The sequence below is a fragment of the Pseudomonas sp. WS 5411 genome, from assembly GCF_012985595.1.
Taxonomy (GTDB): Bacteria; Pseudomonadota; Gammaproteobacteria; order Pseudomonadales; family Pseudomonadaceae; genus Aquipseudomonas; species Aquipseudomonas shahriarae.
Genome location: NZ_JAARMC010000014.1, coordinates 47,075 through 60,614, shown reverse-complemented (window position 1 = coordinate 60,614; position 13,540 = coordinate 47,075). Strand labels below are relative to the sequence as shown.

The window sequence follows — 13,540 nt, the reverse complement described above, 5'->3', positions numbered from 1 at the left end:
GGAATTAAGCGAGGGGTTTAGGCTCGTGCTCTTCTTCCAGGGCTTTTGGGTTGTGCTCTACCACTTCTTCAACGGAACGCAGGTTCTCGTCGATGGTTGGGGCAGTGTGCTCAACTTCTGCTTCGATGGCCGGAGCTGGCGCAACCGCTTCGACGACGGCCGGGGCCGCCGCCGCTGCTGCTTCGGCTTCTTTCTGCAGACGCTCGGCTTCACGCTTGCGACGACGCACTTCACGCGGGTCGTTAGGCGCACGGCCGTTTTCGGTCAGGGCGCTGACAGGGGCTTCAACCACTGGGGCGACCACTTCGGCAACCACTGGGGTTTCCACAACCACCGGAGCAGGCTCGGCAACCACAACCGGTTCTGCAACCACCGCTGGTTCGGCGATAACCACTTCAGCAACCGGTGCTGGAGCTTCTTCTACCGGTGCCGGGGCAGGTGCTTCGGCGACGACGGCCGGCTCGGCAGTCCACTGGAAGGCGGTCTGTTCTTCGCGAACTTCACGCACTTCTGGGGTTGCTTCAGCGGCTGGCGCGTCGACAACAGCTTCGACCACAGGCTGGGGCTCAACCACGATTGCAGGTGCAGCCACTACTTCGGCTTCAGGCTGGGCTTCGCGGACCGGTGCAACTTCCACTTCTACAGCGGCAGGTGCTTCGACCACGGTGGTGGCTTCGACAACCGGTGCTTCAACTGCGGCAGTTTCCTGCACGGCAGCGGTGGCACGTTCGGCCTGCTGGTTGGCTTCGGCTTCGGCAGGTGCACTGATGACCGAGCTGGCAACTGCAGCGGTAACGGCCAGGCCAGCAGCCAGTTCGGTGCTGGTGGGTTCGTTGTTGGCGCTTTCTTCAGTGGCTTCGCCGGTCTCTTCCGAGCCTTCGATCACATTGCCGTTGGCGTCACGCTGACGCTCACGGCGGTTGCTGCGGCGACGCTGGCCACGGGAGCGGCGGCGTGGACGATCGCCTTCGGCGTTGTCCTGGCCATCTTCCTGTGGCTGTTCGTCGTTGTTCAGCAGTTCTTCTTCGCTGGCTGCGGCAGCCTGCTCGGCGCGTGGTTGACGCTCTTCACGCGGTGGGCGTGGAGCGCGTTCTTCACGGGGCTGGCGGGCCGGGCGTTCTTCGGTCGCGACATCAGTTGCTACGGCGGCAACAGCTGGGGCTGCGTCCAAAGGTTCACGCAGTTCACGTACACGTTCTTCACGCTCGCCACGTGGCTTGCGATCTTCACGCGGGGCGCGAGGGGCACGCGGTGCGCGTTCTTCACGTGGTGCACGCTCTTCGCGCGGAGCACGTTCTTCACGGGCTACGGCCGGGGTTTCTTCACGGGCTTCGCGCGGCTGGCGCTCTTCACGGGGTGCGCGCTCTTCACGCGGTGCACGTTCTTCGCGAGGCTTGCGCTCTTCGTCACGGCGACCGTTGCGGTTACGGCTCTGCTGGCGACCGTTGCGACGCTCTTCGTTGCGGGCAGGGCGTTCAGCGGCTGGCTTCTCGACCACGGCTGGAGCAACAGGCTCTTCCTTGGTGGCGAACAGGCTGACCAGCGACTTCACCAGGCCCTTGAACAGGCTTGGCTCCGGCAGGACGGCAGGCGCGGCCACCGGGGCGGCGACTTCAGTCGGTACCGGTGCGTTGGCACGGGCCGGTGCGGTCTTGACCGCGGCTTCCTGGCGCACCAGGGTGCGGGTTGCGGCGGCTGGCTGGACTTCTTCGACTTCGGCAGCGGCAGCGGCGATTTCGTAGCTGGACTGGCCGCTGTGGGCTTCCGGGCTGTCATCACGCAGGCGCTGGACTTCGAAGTGCGGCGTCTCGAGGTGATCGTTCGGCAGGATCACGATACGGGCACGGGTGCGCAGTTCGATCTTGGTGATCGAGTTGCGTTTTTCGTTGAGCAGGAAAGCTGCAACCGGGATCGGCACTTGTGCGCGGACTTCGGCGGTGCGGTCTTTCAGGGCTTCTTCTTCGATCAGGCGCAGGATCGCCAGGGACAGCGATTCAACGTCACGGATGATGCCGGTGCCGTTGCAACGCGGGCAGACGATGCCGCTGCTTTCGCCCAGGGATGGACGCAGGCGCTGACGGGACATTTCCAGCAGGCCGAAGCGCGAGATACGGCCAACCTGTACGCGGGCACGGTCGGCTTCCAGGCATTCGCGGACTTTTTCTTCCACGGCGCGCTGGTTCTTGGCCGGGGTCATGTCGATGAAGTCGATCACGATCAGGCCGCCGATATCACGCAGGCGCAGTTGGCGAGCGATTTCTTCGGCTGCTTCCAGGTTGGTCTGCAACGCGGTTTCTTCGATGTCGCTGCCTTTGGTGGCGCGCGCCGAGTTGATGTCGATGGACACCAGGGCTTCGGTCGGATCGATCACGATGGAGCCGCCGGACGGCAGTTCGACCACGCGCTGGAAGGCGGTTTCGATCTGGCTTTCGATCTGGAAGCGGTTGAACAGCGGTACGCTGTCTTCGTACAGCTTGATCTTGCTGGCGTACTGCGGCATCACCTGGCGGATGAAGGTCAGGGCTTCGTCCTGGGCTTCAACGCTGTCGATCAGCACTTCGCCGATGTCCTGGCGCAGGTAGTCGCGGATGGCGCGGATGATCACGTTGCTTTCCTGATAGATCAGGAATGGCGCGGAGCGGTCCAGGGACGCTTCTTTAATAGCGGTCCACAGTTGCAGCAGGTAATCGAGGTCCCACTGCATTTCTTCGCTGCTGCGGCCAAGGCCGGCAGTGCGCACGATCAGGCCCATGTCGGCCGGAGCGATCAAGCCGTTCAGCGCTTCACGCAGTTCGTTGCGCTCTTCGCCTTCGATGCGACGGGAGATGCCGCCGGCACGCGGGTTGTTCGGCATCAGGACCAGGTAACGGCCAGCCAGGCTGATGAAAGTGGTCAGGGCGGCGCCCTTGTTGCCACGTTCTTCTTTTTCGACCTGGACGATGACTTCCTGGCCTTCGCTCAGGACGTCCTTGATGTTCACGCGGCCTTCAGGGGCTTTCTTGAAGTATTCGCGGGAGATTTCTTTGAGGGGCAGGAAGCCATGGCGCTCAGAGCCAAAATCGACAAAGGCAGCCTCAAGGCTTGGCTCGATGCGAGTAATCCGGCCTTTATAGATGTTGGCCTTCTTCTGCTCGCGTGCACCGGACTCGATGTCCAGGTCGTAGAGGCGTTGGCCATCTACCAGTGCAACACGCAACTCTTCGGGTTGAGTTGCGTTAATCAGCATTCTTTTCATGTTGTACCGTCGGTTTCCGGGCTGCCGGAAACGGCGTTCGGCACACACGACTTCTCACGGTCGGTGTCAGGTGCGTCAAGAGTGGTTGGCCACTCCAGTGTCCAGCAATACCGGCCAATTGGGCTGGTATCGCGACTTACGCGTCCTGCTTGCTGTGGTGACTTAATAAGCACTCAGTCAGGAGGAGGAATCAACCGGCGACTGTGGACGAGATGAAGCGTCTAAATATAAGCCTAGTGCTACACAGTCCGACGGTTGTGCATCTCCACCCTACACGTATCCCTGATAATTCGGGTGCTGCCGCGCGCAGAATCCGCAGCGGGTTGGCATTTACCGTGTTCTCCAATGGGGAGTTCACGCTCATGGCTAATAACAGGCGTTGTTTCCGAAGCATTCGCCGTGGTCTGGTACAAGACTGACTGCACTTTGTGAACTGGCCGTAAATATCGGCGCAAGAGACGAGTAATCACTCTGTTTCTTGCACTCGCTTCAGGCCTCATGTCACCTGCGCTTGTTACAATCTTGAGCCTTCCAGTGTGGCAAGAGCCCCGTAGGACGGCCTCGCGTCCTGATGAATTGCGATGGTCAGGGGCGGCAGTTTGCCGCGAGTCCTCTGTCCAGGCCGCTTTTGGCGGCGTTCGCGACTATAGCAGCAATGATTAAGTGCTTCAATTCCATAAAAAATTGTTATCATTCCCGACATGACGACTACCACCCCCCCGACCCCCAGCGTCCAGCTGCTTGAGGTCTCGCCGGAATATGCCGGCCAACGCATCGACAATTTTCTTCTGGCCAGGCTCAAGGGCGTGCCCAAGACCTTGATTTATCGCATTTTGCGTAAAGGCGAAGTGCGCGTGAACAAGGGCCGGATCAAGCCTGAGTACAAGCTGCAGGCGGGCGATATCGTCCGGGTGCCGCCGGTTCGCGTGCCTGAGCGTGACGAGCCTGTGCCGCTGGCCCAGGGCCTGTTGCAGCGCCTTGAAGCGTCGATTGTCTTCGAAGACAACAAGCTGATCGTGATCAACAAGCCGTGCGGCATTGCGGTGCACGGCGGTAGCGGCCTGAATTTCGGGGTGATCGAAGCCTTTCGTCAGTTGCGTCCGGATGCCAAGGAGCTGGAACTGGTCCATCGCCTGGACCGCGACACCTCCGGCCTGTTGATGATTGCCAAGAAGCGCAGCATGTTGCGTCACCTGCATACCGCCCTGCGCGGCGATGGCGTGGACAAGCGCTATATGGCCCTGGTGCGTGGCAACTGGGCATCTTCGATCAAGAGCGTGCGGGCACCGTTGCAGAAGAGCAACCTGCGCTCCGGCGAGCGCATGGTCGAGGTAGACGAGGAGGGCAAGGAGGCGCTGACCCTGTTCAAGGTGCTGCGGCGCTTCGGTGACTTCGCAACCATGGTCGAGGCCAAGCCGGTGACCGGGCGTACCCACCAGATTCGTGTGCATACCCTGCATGCGGGTCACTGTATTGCGGGCGATACCAAGTACGGCGACGAGGGTTTCTCCAAGGAGATTCGTGACCTTGGCGGCAAACGCCTGTTCCTGCATGCCTACATGCTGACGGTGCCGTTGCCCGATGGTGGCGAATTGAAATTGCAGGCCCCTGTGGATGAGATGTGGGCCAAGACCGTGGAGCGCCTGAGTGTCGCGCCCTGACTACAAACTGCTGATTTTTGACTGGGATGGCACCCTGTGTGATTCCATTGGTCGGATTGTCGAGTCCATGCACGTGGCCTCGACCCGTTCCGGCTTCGAGCTGTGCAGTGATCTGGCGGTCAAGGGCATTATTGGTCTGGGATTGCCCGAAGCCATTCGCACCTTGTACCCGCAGATCGCTGACAGTGAGCTGGTGGCGTTTCGCGAGCATTACGCCGATCACTACATTGCCCTTGAGTCCGAGCCTTCGCCTTTGTTTGAGGGGGTGGTGCAGTCGTTGGCGGCATTGCGTGAGCAGGGCTATCACCTGGCCGTGGCCACCGGCAAAGCCCGGCGTGGCCTGGATCGGGTGCTCAAGGCCAATGGTTGGGAAGACTATTTCGACGTCACCCGCGCTGCCGATGAAACCGCGAGCAAGCCCCATCCATTGATGCTGGAGCAGATCATGGCTCATTGCGGCGTGTCTGCCCGTGAGTCGTTGATGGTCGGCGATGCTTCGTTCGATCTGTTGATGGCGCGCAATGCCGGCATGGACAGTGTCGCCGTCAGCTACGGCGCCCAGTCCCCCGAAGCCTTGCAGGCTTACGAGCCGCGACTGACGATTGATCGGTTTTCGCAATTGCACGCCTGGCTCAACCAGGCCCATTAAGTTTTTGCTGGGGTAGATGGCATGACCGATGAGTGGAAGGCACCGACCAAGTCCGGTGCTGACAATGGCGATGATAAAAGCTGGAAGTTGTTGGAAAAGACCCTTCTGGCGGGCGTCCAGGAACAGCGCCGCGCCCGGCGCTGGGGGATCTTCTTCAAACTCCTGACCTTCACCTACCTGATTGGCATGCTGGTGTTGTTCAGTCCTTTGGTCGATATGGAAAAAAGCGCCGCCCGCAGTGGTAGCTATACCGCGTTGATCGAGGTGAGCGGGGTGATTGCCGACAAGGAGTCGGCCAGTGCCGACAATATCGTCAGCAGCTTGCGCACGGCCTTCGAGGATCCCAAGGTCAAGGGCGTGGTGTTGCGCATCAATAGCCCTGGCGGCAGTCCGGTGCAGTCGGGTTACGTCTATGACGAGATTCGCCGGCTGCGTGCCTTGCATCCAGAGACCAAGCTGTACGCGGTAATCTCTGACCTGGGCGCCTCGGGTGCCTATTACATCGCCAGCGCCGCCGACCAGATCTACGCCGACAAGGCCAGTCTGGTGGGTTCCATTGGCGTGACGGCGGCCGGCTACGGTTTTGTCGGGGCAATGGAGAAGCTGGGGGTTGAGCGTCGTACCTACACCTCCGGGGAGCACAAGTCGTTCCTTGACCCGTTCCAGCCGCAAAAGGCTGACGAAACCCAGTTCTGGCAGAGCGTGCTCGACACCACTCATCGCCAGTTCATTGCCAGCGTCAAGCAGGGGCGCGGTGAGCGGCTCAAGGATAAAGAACATCCGGAGTTGTTCTCGGGCCTGATCTGGTCGGGTGAGCAGGCATTGCCGCTGGGCTTGATTGATGGTCTGGGCAGTGCCAGTTCAGTGGCGCGGGATGTGATTGGCGAGAAGGAGTTGGTGGACTTTACCGTCCAGGAATCGCCGTTCGACCGTTTCTCCAAGAAGCTGGGGGCCAGTGTGGCGGAGAAGCTGGCGCTGTACATGGGCTTCCAGGGGCCGGCCTTGCGCTGATCTCGCGATTGGCATAGCTCAAAATGTGGGAGCGGGCTTGCCCGCGATTGCGGTGGGTCAGCCAACCAATGGGTTGCTGACAGGCCGTCATTGCGGGCAAGCCCGGCTCCCACATTGTTTTTTGTGGGGTTCTCAGGGGATTTGCACGCCTTCGGCCAGCAACATATCCACCAGGCGGATCAGCGGTAGGCCGATGAGGCTGGTGGCGTCTGGCCCTGCGGTGCTCTGAAACAGGCTCACTCCCAGTCCCTCGGCCTTGAAGCTGCCAGCGCAATCGTAGGGCTGCTCAATCCGCAGGTAGCGCTCGATCTGTGCCGGCGCCAGTTGGCGCATTGTGACGGTGAAGGGGATGCAGTCCACCTGGCAGTGCCCGGTGTCACTATTGAGCAGGGCCAGGCCGGTCAGGAAGCTGACCTGTCTGCCGCTGGCCGCCAGCAATTGCTCGCGGGCCCTTTCAAAGGTGTGGGGCTTGCCGATGATCTGGCCGTCCAGGGTCGCCACCTGGTCCGAACCGATGATCAGGTGCCCTGGATGGCTGCCGGCCAGGGCGCGGGCTTTCTCTTCGGCCAGGCGCTTGACCAAGTCGATCGCGGACTCATTTATGCGATGGCTTTCGTCGATATCCGGAGAGCTGCAGATGAACGGCAGATGCAGGCGGTTCAACAGTTCCCGGCGATAAACCGAGCTGGAAGCGAGTAATAAAGGCAACATGTGGCTCTCCTCAAGGCAGTCGCGGATTCTAGCGAGCGGACAGTCTGGCGCACAGGGCTGAATTTCCTTTGACATGGGCGGGTGCATCCCTATAATGCTGCGCCTATGTTGAATGACCCGATTCCACCTCACGTTGACCCGCGCAAATTGGCTGATCGTGGCACCACCCTCCAAGGTGAAGTGTTGCTGGCCGATTTGGAGAGACTCTGCGACCCGCTTTCCGACACTGTCGGTACGGTGCAGGCTAAATTCGTTTTTGAGCGAGATGAACGTAAATCTGTGGTAATCCACAGCTTTATCGACACCGAGGTCAAAATGGTTTGCCAGCGTTGTCTTGAGCTGGTCACCCTGCCGATCCACAGCGAATGCAGTTATGCTGTGGTGAAAGAGGGTGCGAATACCCAGTCGTTGCCGAAAGGTTATGACGTGCTGGAACTGGGCGAAGATCCTTTGGATCTGCATGCACTGATCGAGGAGGAGCTTCTGCTCGCCTTGCCCATTGTGCCTGCTCATCATCCGGAAGAATGCCAGCAGCCGGCGGGGCTCGATGACGAGTCCGAACCGAGCGAGGACGAGGTAACGCGGTCCAACCCGTTCAGTGTATTGGCGCAGTTAAAGCGTGACCCAAACGTTTAGGAGTTAATCAATTATGGCTGTTCAGCAGAACAAAAAATCCCGCTCTGCCCGTGACATGCGTCGTTCGCACGATGCCCTGACGGCAAGCACTCTGTCTGTAGAAAAAACCACCGGTGAATTTCACCTGCGTCACCACGTATCGCCAGAAGGCGTATACCGTGGCCGTAAAGTGATCGACAAGGGCGCTGACGAGTAATCACTTGTCTGCTCAAGTCATCGCGATTGACGCAATGGGCGGGGACTTCGGTCCCCGCAGCATTGTCCAGGCATGCATTGCCAGCCTGTCTGCTACGCCCTCGCTGCACCTGACCCTCGTCGGTCAACCTTCCCTTCTTGAAGAACTGATTGCCAGTCATCCGGCTGTGGATCGCGCGCGCCTGACAATAATGCCGGCCAGCGAAACCATCGGCATGGATGAAAAGCCGGCCCAGGCCCTGCGTGGCAAACCTGATTCGTCAATGCGCGTGGCGCTTGAGTTGCTGCGCGATGGCAAGGTCCAGGCCTGTGTCAGCGCTGGCAATACCGGGGCCTTGATGGCGCTGTCGCGGCATGTGCTGAAAACCCTGCCGGGTATTGATCGGCCGGCGATGGTCGCGGCGATTCCGACGCAGGGTGGCTATTGCCAGTTGCTGGACCTGGGGGCAAATGTCGATTGCAGCGCCGAGCACCTGCTGCACTTTGCCCTGATGGGCTCGGTCGCGGCCGAGGCGCTGGGTGTGGTGCGGCCACGGGTGGCCTTGCTGAACATCGGCACCGAGGACATCAAGGGCAACCAGCAGGTCAAGTTGGCCGCTAGCCTGTTGCAGCAGGCGCGGGGCTTGAATTACATCGGGTTTGTCGAAGGCGATGGGTTATATCGTGGCGAGGCCGATGTGGTGGTTTGTGACGGGTTTGTCGGAAATATCCTGCTTAAGTCCAGCGAAGGCCTGGCTACGATGATTGCTGCGCGGATCGAGGCGTTGTTCAAGCGCAATCTGGCTTCGCGGCTGGTGGGTGCCTTGGCGTTGCCGTTGATGCGGCGCTTGCAGGCGGACCTGGCTCCGGCGCGGCATAACGGCGCAAGCTTCCTCGGTCTGCAGGGTATTGTGGTAAAAAGCCACGGTTCTGCAGGTGTCCAGGGCTTTCAGAGTGCTATTGCGCGCGCGCTGATCGAGATCCAGGAGAACCTGCCGCAACGCTTGCATGGCCGTCTTGAGGATCTGTTGCCTTAGGCGAATCGGGCCGGGAATGCTTAAATGTGACCGGCCAGTTCAATTGACCATCCAATCTGTCAGTTTCTTGCGCTCCCAGCTGTGGGGCGTCAATTCACCGACGACCAGATCATTAGGGGCTTGTTACATGTCTACATCCCTCGCATTCGTCTTTCCAGGGCAGGGTTCGCAGTCCCTCGGCATGTTGGCCGAGCTGGGCGCGCAATACCCGCTGATCCTGGAAACATTCAAGGAAGCTTCCGCGGCCTTGGGCTACGACCTCTGGGCATTGACCCAGGACGGTCCGGAAGAACTGCTCAATCAAACCGATAAAACCCAGCCGGCCATCCTGACGGCGTCCATCGCGCTGTGGCGCGTTTGGCTGGCCGAAGGCGGCGCACGCCCGGCTTTTGTTGCCGGTCACAGCCTGGGCGAGTACAGCGCCCTGGTTGCGGCAGGCAGTCTGACCCTCGCTGAAGCGGTCAAGCTGGTAGAGCGCCGTGGCCAACTGATGCAAGAGGCGGTTCCGGCCGGGCAGGGCGGCATGGCCGCGATCCTGGGCCTGGACGACGCGGTGGTGATCGAAGCCTGTGCCGAAGCGGCCCAGGGCGAAGTGGTCAGCGCGGTAAACTTCAACTCCCCTGGCCAGGTGGTGATCGCCGGTGCCAAGGCTGCAGTTGAGCGTGCCATCGAAGGCTGCAAGGCCCGTGGGGCCAAGCGTGCCTTGCCGCTGCCGGTCAGCGTACCGTCCCACTGCGAACTGATGCGCCCGGCGGCCGAGCGTTTTGCCGAGTCCGTCGCCGCCATCAACTGGCAGGCACCGCAGATCCCGCTGGTGCAAAACGTCAGCGCCGACGTGGCCCCGGACCTGGAAACCCTCAAGCGCGACCTGCTGGAGCAACTGTACAAGCCGGTGCGCTGGGTTGAATCCGTGCAGACCCTGGCTGCCAAGGGCGCGACCCAACTGGTTGAGTGTGGCCCGGGCAAAGTCCTGGCCGGTCTCAACAAGCGCTGCGCCGAAGGCGTGTCGACTTCCAATCTCAATACCCCGGATGGCTTCGCAGCCGCCCGCGCCGCACTGGCCTGAACTAAGGAGAAGCCTGCATGAGTCTGCAAGGTAAAGTTGCACTGGTTACCGGCGCAAGCCGTGGCATTGGCCAGGCGATTGCCCTGGAACTGGGCCGTCAGGGCGCGGTAGTGATTGGTACTGCCACCTCCGCCTCGGGCGCCGAGCGTATCGCCGCGACCCTCAAGGAAAACGGCGTGCAGGGCACCGGCCTGGAGCTCAACGTGACCAGCGATGAGTCCGTGGCTGCCGTGCTTGCCGAGATCACCGCACAATTCGGTACGCCGGCTATTCTGGTGAACAACGCCGGTATCACCCGTGACAACCTGATGATGCGCATGAAAGACGACGAGTGGTACGACGTGGTCGATACCAACCTGAACAGTCTGTTTCGCCTGTCCAAGGGTGTTTTGCGCGGCATGACCAAGGCGCGTTGGGGGCGAATTATCAATATTGGCTCCGTAGTGGGTGCCATGGGCAACGCAGGCCAAGTAAACTACGCCTCTGCCAAGGCCGGCCTGGAAGGTTTCAGCCGTGCCCTGGCGCGTGAAGTCGGCTCGCGGTCGATTACGGTCAACTCGGTGGCTCCAGGGTTCATCGACACCGATATGACCCGCGAACTGCCAGAAGCGCAGCGTGAAGCGTTGCTGACGCAAATTCCGCTGGGTCGTCTGGGCCAGGCTCAAGAGATCGCCAATGTGGTCTCTTTCCTGGCATCTGACGGTGCGGCATACGTGACTGGGGCTACAATCCCGGTGAACGGCGGGATGTACATGAGTTAAATTGTGACGGATCGCTTCAAAAAAATGTCATACGAGCTGTCTAAAATCCGTTATAAAGCTGCAATCTATTTATAGACAGGTGGTCGGTAGGGTACGAGGGTGAAGCTTTCAGTTGAAAAGCTGAAAAGCCTTTCTATACACTTACCCACTGGCCAGCTGCCTGAATTTGTCCATTAGGAGTGAAAACAAGGTATGAGCACCATCGAAGAGCGCGTCAAGAAAATCGTTGCCGAGCAACTGGGCGTTAAAGAAGATGAAGTGAAAAACACTTCTTCCTTCGTTGAAGACCTGGGTGCCGACTCCCTTGACACCGTTGAGCTGGTGATGGCTCTGGAAGAGGAATTCGAGACCGAAATCCCGGACGAAGAAGCTGAAAAAATCACTACTGTTCAAGCTGCTATCGACTACGTTACTGCTCACAACGACAAGTAATTTGTAGTCGTCGCTTGCTGTTGGGAAAAACCGCACTGCTATAACGGCGTGCGGTTTTTTCTTTAGGTTTGATGCAAAGTGTCGTCATCAAGAAAAAGGAGAGTGCTGTGTCGCGTAGACGCGTCGTAGTCACCGGTATGGGTATGTTGTCGCCACTGGGCACGGATGTGCCGAGCAGTTGGCAGGGCATTCTGGCTGGCCACAGTGGTATTGGTCTGATTGAGCATACGGACCTTTCTGCCTATTCCACCCGTTTTGGCGGCTCGGTAAAGGGCTTCAATGTCGAGGAATATCTCTCGATCAAGGAATCCCGCAAACTCGACCTGTTCATTCAATACGGCCTGGCAGCCGGTTTTCAGGCAGTGCGTAATGCAGGCCTGGAAGTCACCGATGCCAACCGTGAGCGCATCGGCGTGGCCATGGGTTCGGGTATTGGCGGTTTGACCAATATCGAAGAAACCAGCCGCACGCTGCACGAATCCGGCCCTCGTCGAATTTCACCGTTCTTCGTCCCGGGCTCGATCATCAATATGATTTCCGGTTTCCTGTCCATCCATCTGGGTGCCCAGGGGCCTAACTACGCCATTTCCACGGCGTGCACCACGGGCACTCACTGCATCGGCATGGCGGCGCGCAATATCGCCTATGACGAGGCGGACGTGATGATTGCCGGTGGCGCCGAAATGGCCGCCTGTGGCCTGGGCATGGGCGGCTTCGGCGCGTCCCGTGCGCTGTCGACGCGCAATGACGAGCCAACCCGCGCCAGTCGTCCGTGGGACAAGGGCCGTGATGGCTTTGTACTGTCCGACGGTGCCGGTGCCCTGGTCCTCGAAGAGCTGGAGCACGCCAAAGCGCGCGGCGCAACGATCTATGCCGAGTTGATCGGTTTTGGCATGAGTGGCGACGCGTATCACATGACGTCGCCACCCGCCGACGGCGCAGGTGCTGCGCGCTGCATCAGCAATGCGTTGCGCGATGCGAAGATCAATGGCGATCAAGTGCAGTACATCAATGCCCACGGCACCTCGACACCCACTGGCGATCTGGCGGAAGCGCAGGCCATCAAGTCGGTGTTCGGTGAGCACGCCTACAAGCTGGCGGTCAGTTCTACCAAGTCCATGACCGGTCACCTGCTGGGTGCGGCAGGCGCGGTTGAGGCGATCTTCAGTGTGCTGGCGATCAAGGACCAGGTCGCACCGCCGACCATCAACCTGGATGAGCCGGATGAAGGCTGCGACCTGAACTTCGTACCTCACGAGGCGCAGAAAATGCCGATCGACGTGGTGCTGTCCAACTCGTTCGGCTTTGGCGGTACCAACGGTTCCCTGGTGTTCCGCCGGTTCGCCGAGTAATGCGCAGCTGGGTCGACGGTCAGCCAGCGGACGCAGTGCCGCTCAAAGATCGCGGCCTGGCCTACGGCGATGGTTTGTTTGAAACCCTCGCGGTCAAGGCCGGGCAGCCCGTGCTGCTCGACCGCCACCTGCAACGCCTCGACGAGGGTAGCAGGCGCCTGGCGCTCGTTGCGGATCAGGCACTGATCCGCGACGAGTTACTGGCCTATGCGGCGGCCCTCGGTGACGGCGTGCTCAAGTTGATCCTGACCCGGGGCGATAGCCTGCGGGGGTATGGCATCAACGCAGGCGCACCCGTGCGCCGTATCCTGCAAGGCAGCCCGCCTGCTACCTATCCCCCGGCCCACGGTTCATCAGGTGTACGCCTGTTCCCATGCGCCACGCGTTTGTCCGAGCAACCCTTGCTCGCCGGCCTCAAACACCTCAATCGCCTTGAACAGGTCCTGGCTCGCGCCGAGTGGCAGGATGCCGATCACGCGGAAGGATTGATGCTGGATATGTCCGGGCGCGTCATCGAAGGCGTGTTCAGCAACCTGTTCCTGGTGGATAACGGCCAGTTGCTGACCGCCGACCTGAGCCGCTGTGGTGTGGCTGGCGTCATGCGGGCCGAGCTGTTGGCCCGTGCCGAGGCGTTGGGGGTCGTCACGACCGTGACCGATATCAGTCTTGCGCAGCTGCAGCGGGCTGACGAAGTGTTTGTCTGCAATAGCGTATATGGCATTTGGCCGGTGCTTGGATGTGGGCCAATGAGCTGGTCGGCCGGGCCGCTCACCCGTAAACTGCAAGGCATTGTTCGCGCGCTATTGGGTGTTTGA

General features: G+C 60.3%; 13 protein-coding genes. 11 read left to right on the top strand and 2 right to left on the bottom strand.

Going from position 1 to position 13,540, the window contains the following annotated elements:
- Positions 1-4: 4 nt before the first annotated feature.
- Positions 5-3,235, bottom strand: a complete 3,231-nt coding sequence (gene rne / locus HBR93_RS18700; RefSeq protein ID WP_169960816.1) for a ribonuclease E — start codon at positions 3,233-3,235, stop codon at positions 5-7.
- 701 nt (positions 3,236-3,936) lie between these two features.
- Here rne and rluC point away from each other — a divergent pair.
- Genes rluC through sppA form a run of 3 tightly spaced genes read left to right on the top strand, consistent with a single transcriptional unit; the run spans position 3,937 to position 6,556 of the window.
- Positions 3,937-4,896 (top strand): 23S rRNA pseudouridine(955/2504/2580) synthase RluC, encoded by a 960-nt coding sequence (gene rluC / locus HBR93_RS18695; protein WP_005790558.1) that lies wholly within the window; start codon positions 3,937-3,939, stop codon positions 4,894-4,896.
- The gene (locus HBR93_RS18690; RefSeq protein WP_057439607.1) at positions 4,883-5,545 is read left to right on the top strand and encodes an HAD-IIIA family hydrolase; all 663 of its coding nucleotides are present in this window, start codon (positions 4,883-4,885) and stop codon (positions 5,543-5,545) included. The genes rluC and HBR93_RS18690 overlap by 14 nt, the downstream gene beginning before the upstream one ends.
- A 21-nt stretch (positions 5,546-5,566) precedes the next feature.
- Positions 5,567-6,556: a signal peptide peptidase SppA gene (gene sppA, locus HBR93_RS18685; protein WP_057439606.1), complete on the top strand. Its 990-nt coding sequence runs from the start codon at positions 5,567-5,569 to the stop codon at positions 6,554-6,556.
- 132 nt (positions 6,557-6,688) lie between these two features.
- On the opposite strand, the gene HBR93_RS18680 is transcribed toward sppA, so the two are convergent.
- Entirely contained in the window at positions 6,689-7,267 is a 579-nt protein-coding gene (locus tag HBR93_RS18680; RefSeq protein WP_057960397.1) for a nucleoside triphosphate pyrophosphatase, read from the bottom strand.
- Between the two features lie 105 nt (positions 7,268-7,372).
- Between HBR93_RS18680 and HBR93_RS18675 the strand changes: the two genes are divergently transcribed.
- The 8 genes from HBR93_RS18675 (at position 7,373) to pabC (ending at position 13,540) form a co-directional block, all read left to right on the top strand.
- Positions 7,373-7,903, top strand: coding sequence for a YceD family protein (locus tag HBR93_RS18675; protein WP_057960396.1), 531 nt, complete (start codon positions 7,373-7,375; stop codon positions 7,901-7,903).
- Positions 7,904-7,916: 13 nt separating this feature from the next.
- Positions 7,917-8,099 (top strand): 50S ribosomal protein L32, encoded by a 183-nt coding sequence (gene rpmF, locus HBR93_RS18670; RefSeq protein WP_169960815.1) that lies wholly within the window; start codon positions 7,917-7,919, stop codon positions 8,097-8,099.
- Between the two features lie 4 nt (positions 8,100-8,103).
- Entirely contained in the window at positions 8,104-9,114 is a 1,011-nt protein-coding gene (plsX, locus tag HBR93_RS18665; protein WP_081044296.1) for a phosphate acyltransferase PlsX, read from the top strand.
- A gap of 127 nt (positions 9,115-9,241) precedes the next feature.
- The gene (fabD, locus tag HBR93_RS18660) at positions 9,242-10,180 is read left to right on the top strand and encodes an ACP S-malonyltransferase (RefSeq protein WP_057960394.1); all 939 of its coding nucleotides are present in this window, start codon (positions 9,242-9,244) and stop codon (positions 10,178-10,180) included.
- A 17-nt stretch (positions 10,181-10,197) separates the two neighbouring features.
- Entirely contained in the window at positions 10,198-10,941 is a 744-nt protein-coding gene (gene fabG, locus HBR93_RS18655; protein WP_057439602.1) for a 3-oxoacyl-ACP reductase FabG, read from the top strand.
- A gap of 192 nt (positions 10,942-11,133) precedes the next feature.
- The gene (acpP, locus tag HBR93_RS18650; RefSeq protein ID WP_057439601.1) at positions 11,134-11,373 is read left to right on the top strand and encodes an acyl carrier protein; all 240 of its coding nucleotides are present in this window, start codon (positions 11,134-11,136) and stop codon (positions 11,371-11,373) included.
- Positions 11,374-11,480: 107 nt separating this feature from the next.
- Positions 11,481-12,725 carry a beta-ketoacyl-ACP synthase II gene (gene fabF, locus HBR93_RS18645; protein WP_057960393.1) on the top strand — a complete coding sequence of 415 codons (1,245 nt, stop codon included), beginning with the start codon at positions 11,481-11,483 and terminating at the stop codon, positions 12,723-12,725.
- Positions 12,725-13,540 (top strand): aminodeoxychorismate lyase, encoded by an 816-nt coding sequence (gene pabC, locus HBR93_RS18640; protein WP_169960814.1) that lies wholly within the window; start codon positions 12,725-12,727, stop codon positions 13,538-13,540. The genes fabF and pabC overlap by 1 nt, the downstream gene beginning before the upstream one ends.